Origin of the sequence: Paenibacillus sp. HJGM_3 (genome assembly GCF_045062745.1) — a bacterium.
GTDB lineage: Bacteria > Bacillota > Bacilli > Paenibacillales > NBRC-103111 > Paenibacillus_AA.
Genome location: NZ_JBJGED010000032.1, coordinates 21,653 through 38,653, shown reverse-complemented (window position 1 = coordinate 38,653; position 17,001 = coordinate 21,653). Strand labels below are relative to the sequence as shown.

The 17,001-nt window shown below is 54.4% G+C and carries 13 protein-coding genes and 1 pseudogene; 3 read left to right on the top strand and 11 right to left on the bottom strand.

Going from position 1 to position 17,001, the window contains the following annotated elements:
• Positions 1–23: 23 nt before the first annotated feature.
• Both ACI5FR_RS27800 and ACI5FR_RS27795 read right to left on the bottom strand, forming a co-directional pair.
• A complete protein-coding gene (locus ACI5FR_RS27800) occupies positions 24–383 on the bottom strand; it encodes a GIY-YIG nuclease family protein (RefSeq protein WP_405460586.1) in 360 nt (119 codons plus the stop codon).
• 122 nt (positions 384–505) lie between these two features.
• Positions 506–1,159 carry a helix-turn-helix transcriptional regulator gene (locus ACI5FR_RS27795; RefSeq protein WP_405460583.1) on the bottom strand — a complete coding sequence of 218 codons (654 nt, stop codon included), beginning with the start codon at positions 1,157–1,159 and terminating at the stop codon, positions 506–508.
• Positions 1,160–1,335: 176 nt separating this feature from the next.
• Between ACI5FR_RS27795 and ACI5FR_RS27790 the strand changes: the two genes are divergently transcribed.
• Complete coding sequence (locus ACI5FR_RS27790; protein ID WP_405460582.1) at positions 1,336–2,475, top strand: NADH:flavin oxidoreductase; 1,140 nt, start codon at positions 1,336–1,338, stop codon at positions 2,473–2,475.
• 49 nt (positions 2,476–2,524) lie between these two features.
• Here the strand turns inward: ACI5FR_RS27790 and ACI5FR_RS27785 are convergent, their stop codons facing one another.
• The 3 genes from ACI5FR_RS27785 to ACI5FR_RS27775 all read right to left on the bottom strand — a co-directional run bounded on the left by ACI5FR_RS27785 (position 2,525) and on the right by ACI5FR_RS27775 (position 4,574).
• On the bottom strand, positions 2,525–2,857 hold the full coding sequence (locus tag ACI5FR_RS27785; RefSeq protein WP_405460580.1) for a DUF6220 domain-containing protein: 333 nt from the start codon (positions 2,855–2,857) through the stop codon (positions 2,525–2,527).
• Positions 2,858–2,978: 121 nt separating this feature from the next.
• Complete coding sequence (locus tag ACI5FR_RS27780; RefSeq protein ID WP_405460578.1) at positions 2,979–3,803, bottom strand: SDR family oxidoreductase; 825 nt, start codon at positions 3,801–3,803, stop codon at positions 2,979–2,981.
• A gap of 180 nt (positions 3,804–3,983) precedes the next feature.
• Entirely contained in the window at positions 3,984–4,574 is a 591-nt protein-coding gene (locus ACI5FR_RS27775) for a TetR/AcrR family transcriptional regulator (RefSeq protein ID WP_405460575.1), read from the bottom strand.
• A gap of 159 nt (positions 4,575–4,733) precedes the next feature.
• Here ACI5FR_RS27775 and ACI5FR_RS27770 point away from each other — a divergent pair, with 159 nt between their 5' ends.
• Positions 4,734–5,429 carry an RNA polymerase sigma factor gene (locus tag ACI5FR_RS27770; protein ID WP_405460662.1) on the top strand — a complete coding sequence of 232 codons (696 nt, stop codon included), beginning with the start codon at positions 4,734–4,736 and terminating at the stop codon, positions 5,427–5,429.
• 73 nt (positions 5,430–5,502) lie between these two features.
• Positions 5,503–5,907 carry a VOC family protein gene (locus tag ACI5FR_RS27765; protein ID WP_405460573.1) on the top strand — a complete coding sequence of 135 codons (405 nt, stop codon included), beginning with the start codon at positions 5,503–5,505 and terminating at the stop codon, positions 5,905–5,907.
• Positions 5,908–5,937: 30 nt separating this feature from the next.
• On the opposite strand, the pseudogene ACI5FR_RS27760 reads toward ACI5FR_RS27765, so the two are convergent.
• From ACI5FR_RS27760 to ACI5FR_RS27735, 6 genes and pseudogenes are all read right to left on the bottom strand, one after another.
• A pseudogene (locus ACI5FR_RS27760) lies at positions 5,938–6,018 on the bottom strand (formylglycine-generating enzyme family protein); the annotation flags it as partial.
• Between the two features lie 69 nt (positions 6,019–6,087).
• Entirely contained in the window at positions 6,088–6,480 is a 393-nt protein-coding gene (locus ACI5FR_RS27755) for a DUF1259 domain-containing protein (RefSeq protein ID WP_405460570.1), read from the bottom strand.
• A gap of 79 nt (positions 6,481–6,559) precedes the next feature.
• The gene (locus ACI5FR_RS27750; protein WP_405460568.1) at positions 6,560–8,779 is read right to left on the bottom strand and encodes an MMPL family transporter; all 2,220 of its coding nucleotides are present in this window, start codon (positions 8,777–8,779) and stop codon (positions 6,560–6,562) included.
• Between the two features lie 79 nt (positions 8,780–8,858).
• Positions 8,859–10,271 carry a sensor histidine kinase gene (locus ACI5FR_RS27745; RefSeq protein WP_405460566.1) on the bottom strand — a complete coding sequence of 471 codons (1,413 nt, stop codon included), beginning with the start codon at positions 10,269–10,271 and terminating at the stop codon, positions 8,859–8,861.
• Positions 10,268–10,948, bottom strand: coding sequence for a response regulator transcription factor (locus tag ACI5FR_RS27740; RefSeq protein WP_405460564.1), 681 nt, complete (start codon positions 10,946–10,948; stop codon positions 10,268–10,270). Before ACI5FR_RS27740 ends, ACI5FR_RS27745 begins: the two co-directional genes overlap by 4 nt.
• 183 nt (positions 10,949–11,131) lie before the next feature.
• Complete coding sequence (locus ACI5FR_RS27735; RefSeq protein WP_405460563.1) at positions 11,132–16,864, bottom strand: FIMAH domain-containing protein; 5,733 nt, start codon at positions 16,862–16,864, stop codon at positions 11,132–11,134.
• Positions 16,865–17,001 lie beyond the last annotated feature (137 nt).

The window sequence follows — 17,001 nt, the reverse complement described above, 5'->3', positions numbered from 1 at the left end:
TGCCTGTTGTTGCCACCATTATATCAGTTCCTAGGCGGTTTATTGTAGCCTCTAGCTCCGTACGGCTGCAATTTTTCCAGCCACGGCTTCTCCATCACCTTCATCTCCCACTTAATATCGGTCACATCGCCGGAATCTTTTTGCTCCAGCACCTCGTACGTGAAAGCCTCGGGGCCTAGCTCCTTCCAGTCTTTTTGCAGCTCGAGATTCGCGAACCTCCCCAATTCCAATTGGCTCTGCAGCATCAGCCATTTGTTTTTGAGATTGGGGTAGGTGGCTACGAACATTTTGCCGTTGGCTTTGTTGCTAATCCGGATGACGCCCATATATGTCTTGATCTCCTTGAATTCCTCTACCAGTTCCTTGCGTTTTTGCTTGTCCATCGTTTTTCGTTCCCTTCTTATCCACTTCATATTTACTAATTTACTAAATTAGTAATTTAGTGATATCATAGCCGCTATTAAATGTCAATGCAAAAAAAGCCCACTCGATTAAGCGGGCAGCTCTACATAAGCTTCTGTTCCATGATTCGATAAGTGCACCGGCGATCGCCCGACACGAGATATTCGACCCGCTCGATTCCAACATGATCGCCCAGCACGGACTGGAACAACTCCATCTCGTTGCGGCAAAAACCGTTGCATGCTGTAGCGGCGTCCAGGATGGGGCAATGCTTCTGGATGAATAAGAAGCTCCCGTCGTCCTGTTCCTGAATTTCGGCGAAATACCCCTCGTTCATGCGGAGCTCGAACAGCCTCTGCAGCTTGTCCGACAGAGACGCTGCCTCCGACAGGGTATTATAATGCTCCTTCTGGGCATGATTATGGATTGCCAGTACTTGCTCCAACCCTTCCTCCCCGAACGACGCCCGGATCGACTGAAGCAACCCGACCGATAGCTGCAAGTATCCATTCGGGAACCAGCCGTTCGCCCGGGAAGTGAGCCTCCACAGCTTGGCCGGCCTGCCCATGGGACGGGCTTCCTCTTCGTACTCTACGACCTCCTGGTTCTGCAGCTCATATAGATGCTGGCGCACCGCCATGCCGGTCAAAGACAGCTTGGAAGCTAACGTCACCGCATCCATGGGGCCGTGCTGCTTCAGCAAGGTCACGATCGCTCTTCTGGTGGATGTTACGGATGCCTGGTCCTTCTGACTCATCCTATCTTGCCTCCAATAATGGGCCTGATCTTCCTAGGCTATAATGAACCATCCACATTGTAAAGAAAAAAATTGACAAAGTCAAAACAAAACCTTATATTTTGAAAATAAAAACTTTATAAAGGTTCTGGTATGTAAAGTGATACTTTAGATCTCTCGATAGGAGGAACATACATATGCAAAACGATTCGAACAAGGTGACCCCCGACGTACATCCGTCGGTTCAACCGTTATTTGCTCCATTCACCCTGGGCAAGCTGAACATCCCCAACCGTATCGTCATGGCGCCCATGACGAGGGCGTTCTCGCCGGGTGGTATTCCGGGACCCGACGTCGCGGAGTATTACCGGCGCCGGGCCGAGAACGGTGTTGGTCTGATCATCACGGAGGGGACCGTCATCAACCATCCGGCCGCCGCAGAGAACCCGGCGATTCCCCACTTCTACGGAGCCGCCTTGGATGGCTGGGCCGCCGTCGTGGAGCAAGTGCATGCAGCGGGCGGGCTCATCTTTCCCCAGCTGTGGCATGTGGGCATGACGCGGCGCGTCGGGCAACCGCCGAATCCGGAGGCGCTCCCGATCGGGCCGTCCGGTCTCGACCTGTCCGGCCAGCCGGTAACCGAGCCTATGAGCATATCGGAGATCCATTCCGTAATTGAAGCTTTCGCTCAGTCTGCGGCCCATGCGAAGCGGCTCGGCTTCGACGGGGTAGAACTTCACGGTGCTCACGGGTATTTGATCGATCAATTTTTCTGGAGCCAAACGAACCGGAGGTCCGACCGCTACGGCGGAGATGATTGGTCCGGACGGACCCGGTTCGCGGCCGAGATCATTGCCGCCGTCCGGCAAGCCGTTGGCCCCGACTTCCCCATCGGGCTTCGCATCTCCCAGTGGAAGTCGTCGCACTACACCGCGAAGCTGGCCGACACGCCGGAACAGCTGGCTGCGTTCCTCGCACCGCTAGTCGCCGCGGGTGTAGATATCTTCCACTGCTCAACCCGCCGATTCTGGGAACCCGAATTCGAAGGCTCGCCTCTGAATCTGGCCGGCTGGGTGAAATCCATCACCGGAAAACCGACCATCACGGTCGGCTCCGTAAGCTTGAGCGATGCATTCGCCGGGGCCGCGCAGCCAGGGAAAGCGCCGGAGCCCACGGGTTTGAACGAGCTGATCGACCGGCTAGCCCGCGAAGAATTCGATCTGGTGGCCGTCGGACGATCGCTGCTCGCGGATCCGGCCTGGGCCGAGAAAGCTCGTACTGGACGGCTGGACGAGCGGAAGCCTTACTCCATGGAGTCGCTTAGGACTTTGTATTAACAGGACAATGAAAAAAGACCCTCCGTAGAGAGTCTCCGTCATCCGGTATTCACCCAGTCGCCCCTTGTGCGCCAGAATCCGCTGCCGCCAGCTTCGCAAGCGTCATCGCGCTCGAAAACATGGCCACCGCGATAACCGGGTGAAGAGCGGATATAATGGCGACGACCGACGATAAACCGGCTGTCACAAACATCAAGATCACCATGACAAGCAGTTGGATGCTTCTCAGGCGATAGGTAACGGGTAGACGCCCGATGAACGATACCAGAATCATCACAATCGGAAGAATAACGAAGGACCGGGCAAAGACTGTATGAGCCGTCCAGTCCGCATTCACGAACAAGGCCATTCCTGCAATAAACACTTGCACCGCTATGGTCAAGGCAAAGACCCGGGCTGCCCACAGTACGACAAGCAAAGAGCGGCGTGAGCCGGAGTTATTTTTCAGTGGGATCGCTATAGGAGATCCCTCCTTTCATATCCAAATGATGCTTCAAGCAGGTTCAACGAAAAGCGTCGAGATGATCGCCCGCCCATTGCTTGAAGGTGTGAGGGGGCCGACCGGTCACTTCTTCTACCGTGGAGAGCACGCTGGAGAAACGTTGACTTTGCCTATTTAGATCAACCAGGGCGTCCACGATCTCTGCGGGCATATGCCGGAGCATGGCTTCACGGGCGATAGCGTTCGGGATTGTCTCAAAGCCGAGCTGACGTCCCAATAATTCCCCAAGGATGCGCACCTGCTCGCTGGCGGTAATCGATTCCGGGCCGGTTAAGGGGTAGATCTTGCCTTCATGCCCGTCGGAGCTGAGCGCCTTCGCAGCTACGGCGGCAATGTCCCGCGAGTCGATGGCAGGGGAGCTGATGTCGCCGAATGGGACCCGGACAACTCCCGCGGATCGGATCGAGTCCGCCCACTGGTAAGTATTGGTCATAAAGCCGCCCGGCCGGAGAAAGGTCCAGTCCGCACCCGACTCCCGGACGGCTTGCTCGGCTTTCAAATGGTTGCGCCCAATGGCGTTGGCTTCGCCGAATTCGACTGCCATCGAAGAGAGCAGAACGATATGCCGAACCCCATGCTGCCGAGCGATCCTCGGGAATTCCAAGTTCACTGCAAGCGGCAGCACCCAGAACACTTTCTCCACCCCAGTTAGAGCCTCCGCCAGCGTATCCGGCTTCGTCAAGTCTCCGGCGGTCGTCTCCACACCTTCCGGGAAGCTCGCCTTCTCCGGATTGCGGCTCAGTGCCCGTACCTTGCGGCCGGCCGCATGCAGCTCTCGAACAACGTGACGGCCTACCGTTCCGGTTGCGCCTGTTACTAAAATCATCCTCTTCACCTCTTCATAGGGAGTTATTGGTGATTGAGTGGGTACTCACCCATAGTACAGCGTACACGGTGCCACAGTTCGTGGCTCAATAGCAATATGAGTGAGCGCTCACTCAATCCTACTATATAAGACCTTTTTTCCAATGTCAATGGCTTCCTGTGGAGGGCGGATCGACGAGAATCAAACCAGAAGTCCTTGCATAAGGGTCTGCAAGATGTCCATGGCGAACTGCCGCCTCGCCTCCGGCGACTCATCATGACCCAAAAATTGCAGGTGAAACGCATGCTGAAAACAAGCACCGAGCAGCAAATCCGCGGCGCTTTTAGGGGCGATGGCGTCACTAACTCTGCCCAGCTTCTGTTCGCCCGCCAGATAAGCCCCTACAACTTCGTTGGCACGGTGAGGGCCTTCGTTGCGCTGTTGGAAGCCTTCCCGATGGCGCTCCAGAAACACGGGTTCCGTGAACATGGAGGCGGTCATGGCGATGGAGAGATAAAAGTAGTCGAGTGCGGCCAGCGTCACTTCCTCTAGATTCTCCTCTACGGTTCGGGTTCCCTTCCGCTCGGGAAGCTTGACCAAAACGGACAGAAAATCCTTCAGTTGGCGCTTCATGACCCGGATGAATAAATCCTCTTTGCTCTGAAAATGGTTGTACAGCGAACCCTCGGAACAACCGGCCATACGGGCAATTTCCTTCGTTGTGGACTTGGAAAGTCCCTGGGTTCGAATGACTTGCTCGGCCGCATCCAGAATTCTGTCACGGAGTTCCATTCATGTGATCCCTCGCATCGGTTGGCAATTGTTTTGGTCGACAGCTCTATTCCACATTATTAGTGAGCGTACACTCAAAGTCAACATGGCGGCCCATCTTAAAGGGCATGTGGTATTATGAGGAAAACGACTTTGTTAATGGGATGGCGGTGACTCTCGATCACACAGTTCGAAAGGGTACTCGAACCTCATACTGCTGCGTTAAAAGCTTATTGCAACAGTCTCACTGGGAATAAGGCCGATGGAGAGGATTTATTTCAGACCTCCATGGAGAAAGCGTATCGCACTTTTAAAGAGGACTCCGTTTTGAACAAAGCTTATTTCTTTCGCATCGCGAAGCATGCTTGGATCGACGCATTAAGGAAGAAAACCATTCGCTCCCTCCCTCTTACGGAAGAACCGATTGTGGATCCACATGAGGGCGATTTAAACATTCGAGCAGCTTTCGAGGCAATGGCGGAGCGATTGTCCGTGAGGCAATCCGTTCTGATCTTGATGATCGACATATTCGGGTTCACCGCCCGAGAAACGGCATCCCGGATCGGGTCCACGGAAGGGGCTGTGAAAGAAGCCTTGAAAAGAGCCCGCCAACGTTTAACCAGACTTGCCGCAGAACCGGAGGGCTATGAGCAGAAGAAGACAACGATCCATTCTTCGGAACCTATGTCTCATGAGTTAATGGAATTGTTTATCGACGCCTTTCGGAGCGGAAATATCCATCAAATCTATCGTTCGTACAGTACACTTCGCGCGAGCGGTCTGGACGTAGCGAAAGTGTGGGTGCATGAGGAATACGTGTACTTTGATTTTCTTGACCCGAACGGTCATCTATTGCGTATCAGTTCCAAAAAATAGGATCCGTCACCCATTTCTTTTCTCGACTAAGATCCGTTCTATTAATATGAAAAATCATTAAGGAGGAGTATCATTGGCGGCTAAATCATTTCATCTTCAAGTTATCGAATTGCCTGTGAAACATGTTAAGGAGTCGGTTCAGTGGTATACGGAAATGTTTGGGCTAGGCTTTTGTTTTCCCTATAACGAGGGCGATGATGAAGCATGGTTGAACTTGAATGGGATGGGATTCGGTTTGATTCGCACCGACGAGCTGCCCCGATTGGATTTCATCACCACCAAAGGGGAGCGAAAGCCCTTTTTCACTTTCCAAGTGGATAACATTCAGGAGCTCCATGAGGACATGATTCGAAGGGGCGTAGAAGTTCGAGAAATGGTTTACAAAAAGGGCGGAGGGTACAGCTTTCAGTTTTTCGACCCGAGCGGAAATCATCTTGGCATATGGGGCGGATGGCCGAAAGAGGACGAAGTGGAGTAAGCCATGAAGAGGGGCGATCGCCCCTCTTTTCTATTGCTGCACGGCTGACAGGGATCTGGCAAGACGAAAGCCGAGATCATCGATACGAAACGTAGGGTGACTCCGGCGACGTAAGGGATCGGTTTTGCCTGCAAAATAAAACGCCCTCCTTAATCAAAGAGGGCATGACTTCGACACATCTCACTTACGAATAGCATCTAACGCTCGCCTGACTTTTCTTGCGAAAGCAAGGGGTCTATCAACCGCTTCAATATTGATATAAATCAAGCGGGGCCGCTCGAATAGCCATTCGTTACGGACAGACGTAACTTTTATGCCTTCTTTACGAATGGCCGTAATGAATCGATTGACTTCTTTTTGCAAAAATGCCGCTCTACCTAAACAAAGCGCTCTGCCGGTTCTTTCATTTAAGGATTCAAATGAAAAAGAAGACGTTACGCTAAATCTTTTCCCCAAAATTGTGGCTCTGATCAGATTTCGATTGATGGTCGCGACGCATTTCCCGCCGGCAAAGCCGGGCTCACCCCCGATAATTCTGGAGAACTGCTCACAAAGCGAAGCGTTATTGGGCATCCTGCTTTCCCTCCCCTGTTTTCCATTATGGTATGAGGACAGGCACAGGATTGACCCAGATGATCGTCTAATACAGTTGTTAAACCGCCTCTGTCCTGTGCCCCACCGCTACTGCTCGCTTTCCGCCGCCCATGATCGTCATGATCGCCGGGAGCAGTATGCCGCGCACGAGGAACGTATCCATCAGAATGCCGAGCGCCATCGTCAGGCCGAACAGGAACAGCTCCTGCAGCGGCTGGGTAATCAGCACGCAGAACGTTGCAGCCAAAATGAGTCCGGCCGACGAGATAACGCCTCCGGTCAGCGCGACGCCTCTCCGAACGGCCTCCTTCCATTCCACCCGCTTCGCTTCCTCGCGAATGCGCGACACGAGCACGATATTGTAGTCGACCCCGAGCGCCACCAGAAAAACGAAGGTGTATACCGGCAGCCGGTAGCTGATCGCTTCATAGCCGAGACCGAAATGGAAGATCAGCCACCCTAGCCCCATCGTCGCCGTATAAGATAACAGGATCGTAACGATCATAAGGAGAGAAAGCCGGATCGATCGCGTTTGCAGCAGCAGCATGAGGGTAATGAACACCGCGATCAGCGAGAAAATGACGATCGTATCCCGTTCGTTCATCGCGCTTACGTCCAGCTGCTCCGCCGTTTGTCCCGCAAAATGGATCCGGAAGTCAGCCGGCTGTAGCCCGCTCGCGGCGATGAGCGACTCGCTCTTTTCCCGCAGCTGCTCCATGGCGTCCAGCGCCGACCGGTCATAAGGGTTGTCGGTCGTGATCATTTGAAGCTTAACGGCATGTTTATCCGCCGATAATAAATTTCTCGGCAGCGCCGCTCCCGGCTTGGCAAACTCTTGCTTGATCGCAGGCGTTATCGAATCGATGCCCGGTTGGTTGCCCAGTTCGCCCGCGAGCTGCGTCAGGCTGCGGACGAACGCTTCGTCCCATACGATTTCTTTGTCGGACTCCAGCACGACCGAAACTGGCGCAAGCTGGCCTTTCGGAAACTTCTGCTCCAGCAGCTCGTAGCCTTTGCGCGACGAGATATCGTCAGGGAACGACTTCATCAAGTTGAACGAGAAGCTCATCGTTCCGAAATTGACCGAAAGCCCTGCAAGCATGACAAGCAGAACGGCTGCCGGAACGCCGGGCCGCTTGACGACATAGGAAGCGATCGCGCCCCATATCCCGGGCTTCGCCGGCTTGCCGGCCGTATCCGGCTTCGGCGCGAACGGCCAGAACGCTTTGCGGCCAAGCAGCGCGAAGACCGCCGGGATCAGCGTCAAACCGCCGAGCAAAATAACGACCATCGCGATCGAAAAGACGGGCGCGAAATGGTGATACGGCTTGAATATCGCCGCAAACAGCGTCAACATCGCCATGAGCACCGTTCCGCCGCTGAACAGAATCGGCTCCCCTACGTGCTTCATCGCTTCGCCCATCGCCTCGTATTTGCCGCTGCCCTTGCGCAGCTCCTCGCGGTACCGTGAAAACACGAACAAACAATAGTCCGTCAAAACAGCGAACAACAAAATCATCATGATCGAAAGCGACTGTTTATCGATCAGGAACAAGCCGTTCTTGCCGGCAAGCCCGATCAGACGGTCGACAACCTGATAAACGACGCCCGCGATGACGAGCGGAATGACTGCCAGCAGCGGCGAACGGTAAATGACGATCAGAATGACCAGAATCAAGCCGACCGTCGCGAACATAAGCACAAAATCCGCGTTTTTGAACAGATTCGTCGTATCTGCGGCAATGCCGGCCGGTCCGGTAATTTCGGTCTGCATCGAAGCCGTCCCGATTCGGTCAAGCCCTTCACGCAGCTGCCCGATCGTATCGTAGAGCTGATCGGAAGCGATTCCCTTTTTCAAGCTGACCGGAAAAATAAGCGTTGTTTTATCTTTCGAAAACAGCTGATCCTGCGAAGCTTCCGGCAGCTGGTGAAACGGCAGGGCGCCGGCAACGTGCTCCGGCTTTCCTTCGGAAGCGAGCCATTTGCTGAACTCGGCGATTCGGGCCCGCTGCTCCGCGCCAACCGGCGCCTTGCCGCTGAACACGATCAATGCCGGCAAGCCTTCGTCCGACGGAAACCGTTCCTCCATGATTTGCGTCGCAAGCGCAGAAGGTTTATCGTCGTGAATGCTTCCTTCTCCGGCGTTGACGGCGAATTTTTTGGCCGCGGGTGCCGCCCCGCTTAATGCGATTATGGCTGCAAGCCAAACGATCAGGACGATTTTGGCCCCTTTCGGGCTGCCCGTCCATCCGGTGATGTTATGAATAAGCCGCATCATGTGTCATCATCCTCCTGTCCATGATTTCTTTCCCTTCCGTATCGTAGAAAAGAAATATGAACAGGCGATGAACGGCATATTACAATTTGTGGTCTGTTTGGGTTACGGACGGATTCGGCGGGACAGGCAGCCTCACGGTAACCGCCGTTCCTTCCCCGAGCCGGCTTTGGACATCGATCGTACCTCCGTGAAGCCGGATGATTTTGTGAACGATCGAGAGCCCGAGGCCGCTGCCGGACCGGTTGCGATTGCGCGCTTTGTCAGCCTTGTAGAAACGATCGAAAAGATGAGGCAGCTCCGCCTCCGGAATGCCCATTCCCGTATCGCGGACCGTGACGGCAATTTCCTTGCCGGCGTTCAAGCCGATGCTGATCGCCCCGCCGGGTTCGGAAAACTTGATGGCGTTCGCGAGCAAATTTTGCCACACCTGATGCAGCAGCTGCTTATCGGCGTTCACGACCGCTTCCGAAAGCTCCAGTTTGACATCCGTCCCGTTTTCACGCAGCTGCCATTCACTTACCAAGACGACCTGCCGGATTTGTTCGTCCAGGCGGAACGACGTTTTTTTGACCGCCCCGCTGTCCTTATCAAGCGCGGCGAGCGTAAGCAGCTGCTTGCCGAGCAGCGACAGCCTGCGGCTTTCTTCCTCGATGATGGCCAAATAATGATGCTGCTCGTCTCGGGCTACGCCATCCTCGCGGGCGGCTTGGGCAAAACCTTGAATCGAGGTGAGCGGCGATTGGATTTCGTGCGAAACGTTCGCAACGAACGATTGCCTCATCTCGTCCAGCTTTTGCAGCGATTCCGACATCCGCATGAAATGACGCGCCATGTTGCCAAGCTCGTCCCGCCTTCCTGAGTCGAGGACGATGTTATAGTCGCCTTCCGCGATTTTGCGGGTCGCGGCCGTCAGCTGTTTAACGGGTTTAACGATAAACCGCGTGAACAATAAAATAAACGCGATGCTGCAAGCGAACGTCAGCCCGAGCAACAGCGCGACGATGATGCGCACTTCCCCGAGCTGCTGCTCCAGGTCGGGCCGGACGAACAAAGCGTAACGCTGCCCCTTCGCTTCGAACGGGAGGCCGACGCTGTTTTGCAAGCTGTTCTCGAAATAGCCGATGATGGAAAGCCGGTGCGGCTCCTCGACAATCCCGTCATAGTCGCCCCCGCCCAGCACCCGGGTCACGACGGCGGGATCGATTTCGACGCTCCGGAAGGGAGCCCCGTAGAAGCTCCCCTGCCCATCCGCTTTTACGGCGTACAACTGGAAGCCGAGACTGGCGATGTGCCGGAAATAGTCGTTTTCGTCCAGCCCCGGCATCCGTTCGTACAACGAGCGGATTTGTTCCGCGATATGACGCATTTTATGCTCGCTGTAATCGCGGATGTTCGATTGGTAATAGAGGTTGACCCCCAGCAGTCCGATCAGCGAGCTGACAAAGGCAACGAGGACGAAAGTCAGCGCTATTCGCACATAGAGCGTCCTCATTCGCCGGTCACCTCTAGCTTATAGCCGAGCCCTCGCACGGTCGTAATCGCGAAATCGCGGGATTTGTCCTGGAACCGCTCGCGCAGCCTTTTGATATGAACATCGACCGTCCGACTGTCGCCGTCGTAATCGGCTCCCCAGATCGCATCGATCAGCTGAATCCGCGTAAACGTCCGGTTCGGGAATGAAGCCAGATGGGCCAGCAGCTCGAATTCCTTGAGCGGGAGCTGCACAACCTCGCCCGCCACCCTGACCTCGTAGCTTTTACGGTCGATCACCGTTTCGTGTAACCGGATCGTCTCCGAGGACACCGTCTGGTAGCGGCGCAGCAGCGCCTTGACCCGGAACAGCAGCTCCTTCGGCTCGAATGGCTTGACGAGGTAATCGTCGGTACCGGCAAGGAAGCCTTGCTCCTTGTCCTCCAGCTCCCCCCGCGCCGTCAGCAAAATGACCGGAATATCGTAATGGTCGCGGATTTCCCGGCACAAGGCGAGACCGTCCTGGACCGGCATCATGATGTCGACGATCGCCAGCCGGATTTCCCTGTTCTCCAGCAAGCGAAGCGCCTCGCCGCCGTCAGCGGCTTCCATGACCTCGTAATGCTCCCTGCGCAAATAAAAGCGGAGCAGCTCCAAAATATGCGGATCGTCATCGGCGATCAAGATGTTCGTTTTCACGGCGCAGCCCGCCCTTCGTCATTCTTCTCCCATCATAGCATCGCCAAAAGGGAAAGAAAAACGCCCCGACAAAGCCAGGCTTTGATCGGGGTTTGATCGATCGCGAAGGCAACCGGTAAACTCTAGGATGAAATAAAGGACAGAGCATCAGAAGTTTACTTCTGACGACTCTGTCCTTTCGTGTCACGCTCCCAGCTGCCAGGAATCAAGCAAGGCTGCAACTCTTTGATTTAAGAAAGACTTAGCTTCGGCTGAAACGTGATCCTGCATGGGAGGATTATTCAAATGCATTAAAAAATCCTCCAGCTGCTTGGCCGCCTTGGCTTGTGAGCTCATGTCATATTGGTGCAGCGCCTGTGCCAAACTGTTGCTGAGCTGCGCGGCGAGCGGACCATCCAGCTCCCCGGAATCGATATACCCTTGCACGAGGTTACTGATCTCGGACAACGTGGCCGGCGACACGGTCTTGAAGGCCGAACCGACCGGCACCGTGTTCACATACGAATACGGGATGGAAGTCGGATCAGGTCTGACATGCCGCAGCACATTCGGCTGGACTTCCACATAGTAGTCCGTATTCAATTCAAGTCCGTTCGGGAAGCTGACTACCAACTTCTTATCCTTGTAGGTATAACCTACGCCGGTCTTGAACTTGACCACAAAGTCAGTCCCCTCTATAAGCGCCGTACCGGTGTTGTCGGTTCCCTTGTATACTTTTACAATACCGGCGAAGTTAGGTCCTTCCAAGTACTGCGGCGTGCTTGTCGGAACAATCTTGTTGATGTCGCCCATCCCATCCCGGTTCAGGAACTCGACATTAAAGCCGATCTCCACTTCTGTATCTGCCGGTACTCCGATCGTCTCTTTAGGAGGGATTATGAACACATCGGGAGTAGCGTCATAGTCCCAAACATCGGCCCATCTGGCCGGGTCTAGCTGTCGGGTCGTCAAGACGGCAAACGAATTCCCTTTAATCCCCGTAACCTTGTATACGCCTCCGGCGGCATTGGACGATTGCGCCGACGCCGTGCCGGACGAGGCAAGGGCTCCCTTCGCGGTGATCTTGCCGTCGCCGTTCTCGTTCCACATATACACGTAGTAAGTCTTGGAAGTATCCAACCCTTCCACGCTTATACTCGTGGCAGCCGTTGTAGACTGATTCAGAAGGAAGAGGCTTTGCTCCGAACCGTCCGGGCTCTCCAGTGCCGCGACGATCTTATTGGCGGAACCGCCATCGCCGTCCCCGGAGCGGACCTTTACGCTGTTCCAGCCGGTTTCCGACGTCATGGTTTGCAGCAGGAACGCCCAATACTCGGGACGAAGCTGATACCCGGTTCTTGCGTCCAATACCATGCTGAAATCCTGGATATCGCCGTCATACTTGGCATGGTAAATGTCCCACTTGCTTGTGCCGTCAAAGCCCAGCGAAGCCGACATAATATTAAAGCCCGCGGTTTCGTAAGCAAATTTCAGAAGATTGGCCTGGCTTCCGCTGTAATTGGGGTTCATATACCCCTTGTTCGGACCGAACTCCGTGATTTGAACCGGCTTGCGCTGGTTCTCAGGCATACCGTTAATAATCGCCTGCACGGTGAGTAGCGCACTGTATCTCGTTGAACTGTCAATCCAATATCGGTGGATCGAGTATTCATCCACTACGTCGTTCAGATTGGCACCCAGATAATTGAACCAGGCGCTCTGGTTTCCATCCAGCAGGTCGCCGCCTACAATCTTCACGCGATCTCTGATGCCCTCGTTCTTAAGGGCAGTGTCCAGCGCCCTGTACACCTGTACGTACTTCGCCATGTCCATAGAGGAGCTGCCGTTCGGCTCATTGTAGACCGTAAGGGCTTTGATGCACGTATACCCTTTATCCACAATAAAGGTCTTCAGTTGGTTGGCCCAGCGCGCCATCCCTGTGCTGATATCCCAATCCATACTGCTGCTTGCCACGATCTGACCGTTTACCTCAGTGGCCGGATGCCAATAGGTGAGATTGACGGCTGAATTCGTGTCCATGGCCAGCTGTAGCGTTTTTTCGAGCGATTCGTAGTTCAGGTCGGTGTACAGCGCCGTATATCCCGTATTGCCGCCTGCCGCCGTATTGATATACGGAACCGCCCTCTGTGGATCCGGATCGTAGAAAATGCGGGTATATTTCGGATTAAGGTTAATCAGTTTTTCTCTCAGGTTTTGCAGCCCCGCGTCGGTGGCGTTGTAAACCGTCCTGTTGAGGTCGGAGAACAGCTGATGGTTATATTGGCCGCCCCAACCGATAAAGTTTGGCACCAGGATGTTGTTGTTTATCCCTTGCGATACGGCCGGCTTATAAACAAAGTTTGCGTTTGTCCCCTCAAGCGCCGTCTCGGGTGCAGCGGGCGGATCGCCGTCGGGAGCGATAGCCTGCAAGCTGGGGACATTCGCAAGATACGGCTTAGTAATCGGCAACGGAGAATAGCTGAATCCCTCAATGGTCGTGCCGTTTGCGAGCGTGTTGTAAGGGTTGGAACCCCATGTGTAAATGATGTCGCCTTTCCAAGCTACCGCGGTTTCGTTAAGTCCGAAGAAGCCATCTGCGCCCTGAAGCGCAGTGTTCTCGGTAGCGAACTGAACCGAAGCGGTAGTGTCCGTGAGTCCGAGTCCCAGCTTGGCATTTTGGTTACTGCCCCATACATAGACCTTGCCATCGGCAGTCTTGACCATATAGGCGACATTGGTACCTCCGCCAAAGGCCAGGATGTCGTCAAAAATAAGGCTTTCCGCGTTCGGGATGCCGTTTGCGGCGTCGTAAATGGCTGTCGCCTTCTGCGGAGCAAGGTTGGCTTTATTGTTGGAGAATGTGCCTGCGAACATCGTATAGACCTGACCTATATCGTCAAGCAAGATGGCCGTCCCGTTGACGGACGCGCTAATATCTACGAATTTGCGCCCCGATACAGGGTGAACGACCTTCGCAAAGCGATTCGCCGAATCGGATGAGAACTGACCTGCGCCCGTTCCTCCAAAGGCGTAGATGTTTCCGTAATTGGTCAAGATGAACGCCGCGTTCGTACCGGCACCGGCTACCTCGATTGCTTTTTCATTCGGGTCGGAAGGGTTAAAGACAACTTTTTCGGGCTTTACCGAATACCAGGCCTTGCCGGCATCCAGATATTTGACCCCATTAGAGGCCTGCGCTTCCCAGACCGGTCTTAATACGCCTGCAGAGACGGGGATACCGGGAAGGTCGCGGCCCAGCCGATAGTCGTTATTCCAGCCGTTCGACTCACTGCCGCCATTGGCTGCGGATGCCTGGCCCCACGACCATACCGCCCCGTCTTGGTCGATTGCATAAGTGCTGCCGACGCTTCCGGTAATAGAACGGCGTTCACCCGCAAAATCGATGGAGGTATTGTGGAACGTGGATGGAGTGGCCCACTGAACCGATGCGGCTGAGTTCCAAATCCCTAAACGCTCAAAGCCGTTTTTGCCCCAAGCATACAGTTTTTGGTTCGTCCCATCCCAGGCGAATAGCAGGTTGCCCTGCGTTGTGTAAATCATATCGATATCGCTGAGTTCGACGCCCGCACTTGTATAAGCCGGTCTGAATACGCCTGTCAATCCGCCGCCCGGCATGGCAGGCGAACCGCTTGCATAGATTCCGTTGACGTTATTTCCGTTGACATATACCTTCCCGTCGGTCGTCAGCAGAGCAGTCGCGCTTCCATCCGCGACCGATCCGGTAAAGGTCACCGCCTGCTTGATCACAGCCGACGAGGATGCGGGCGGGTCGGAGGTTGTAAACTTGAAGACCGTGTCTGCGGTTGGATAGATGACATGATCTTGGTCTTCGAAGGCGTTAGCTTTCAGGACTACAAAATAATCGGTGTTGTAAGAGAGCTGGGATACCGGCGAAATTCTCACAACGGTGTTCTGATTCTCGAACGCAGCCGTTGATGGGACAAGCGTGCCGGCGGGCGTACCCTGATGCAGCTCGACCGACGTATTCAGGTCCCCGACGCTGGTTACAGCCCTATTGAATGTAATTGTAGGTTTTACTTTGACCGAAACACCGGTCGCATTAGCGGCAGGCGAAGGTACTGCCGATATTTGCCCGACCGTTTTGAAGGTTATGCCTTGGGCTGCAACGGCTGTCCCTTTGAAATCCTTGAGTGTATCCCCTTGAATTTCAACATAGTAATCCGATGATTCTTCTAGCGAGTTTGCAAAAGTAATCGTGAGCACTTTACCGGCATTCGTGACCGTATAAGTACCAGGGGACAGTAAAGTGCCTGCATTACTCGTGCCCTTGTACACCTTCACCGTATCGGCAAGGGAATGGCCGCCCGCCACATACAGAATCTTGTTGAAGGTGATGCTCGGAGCGACATCAAGAGCGACCCCGGTTGCACTACTCACTGGCGAATAGGTGATCGCGAGCGGCGAATCGTCATTACTATGAGCGGCGAGTGCTGGAACATGAATGAGCGCCGCTTCGTTGATCGGTTTCGGTGTGCCTTGTGAAGCGGTCTGGCCTAGACCGGAGCCGTTGCCGAGCTGATCGACGCCTGCGTTGTAACCCCACGTATAGATGACATTGCCCTTTACCGCGGCCGCCGTGGTCCGGAACATACTCATATACTCGGCGTCTTGCAAATAATCATTTTTGACTGCGGTCAGTACGTCTTTCTTCACGGCTGTTCCATCGCCGAATCGTACCCCATGGACGGCTCCGCCGGCGGACGAACCCCACTCATACACGCTGCCGTCGGTGGCCGTGGCGAACATGATGTGGTTGCTCGTCGGACCGAGAGCGTAAACCTGTTTGAAGGTTAGGCCTGCTGCCGCATTCCCGTTGATCCCGCCTGTCGTCCCGTCGCCATAAACCGCTGAAGGACGGGTTGCGGTTCTGACGGCAGCCGAATACACATTATTGGCGCCGCCTGTGTTAAAGGTCGTATAGATAAATCCTTGATCGTCCAGCAGAATCGCGATCCCGCCGGAGGAAACGCTCATTTTTACAAATTTTCGGCCTGCCGCCGAGTCGGGATGGCTGACTTTCACAAAGGTTGGAGCAGCCGAGGTTGTAAGCCCATTCCCGAACGCATACAGGTCGCCTGTCTCCGAAAGGATATAATTGACGTTTGGCACATCGTCCGTGCCGGCAACCGCTATCGCCCGTTCGCTCGGATTGGAAGGGTTGAAGACCACTTGAGCCGGCAATACACTGCTATACGACCCGTTCATCGAATAAACGGCCTGGTCCACACTGATATCGCGGCCGAGGCGGTAGTCGTTCGACGTAAGGCTATTGCTGCCGGTAGAGCCCCAGGAATAAACCTTCCCGTCGGCGGCGATGGCCAATATTGTGCTGGGCTTGGTGCCGTCGGAGCCCGCTATGCCGCCTAACGTCTGTGCGTGAGAACCGTCAAAGCTAATACCGAGTTCTGAAAGCGTTTTCTCGCCGTTGAATTTTAATTCGGTTGCGAAGGAAACATCGGTCGGAGTAGTACCCGTTCCCCCGAGTATCCCCAATTTTCCTCCGAAAGCGCGCCCCCATCCATAGAGTTTGCCTTCGGACTGGCTCCACGCGTACATCGTGCCGCTATTTTGGTAAATACGCGTGATGCCGGTAAGCGGCGTGCCTGGACTTTTCAGGACTTGCGTAAAAACAGCGCTCGACCCGCCTATCGTCCCGTTTCCAAGCTGCCCGTTCCCGTTTCCGCCTAGCATGTATACGCTTCCATCCACCAAAAGCGCCGTACTGCCGAATGTAGCGGAAGAGTTCGAGGTGTTCATCACGACTTGCTGGATATGCTGGGTTATGCCATCTTCGCTAGTAATACTAGGATGCGCCGAGACCGGTACGACCATCGTCATGACAAGAGCCACGGCCATGATCATACTAAGGATCTTACGAGTGTAACCTGTTCTCACGTTTACCCTCCTCGTATAATTGTAGTAGAAGCTGGATCTTTCACCCTTAATGATAAAGCTCTCTATGATTGTTTAGGTATGGGTTTAATTACAGAAGCATGTCATTTCATGCACAAAGTTTGATAGGGCAAAAAAAA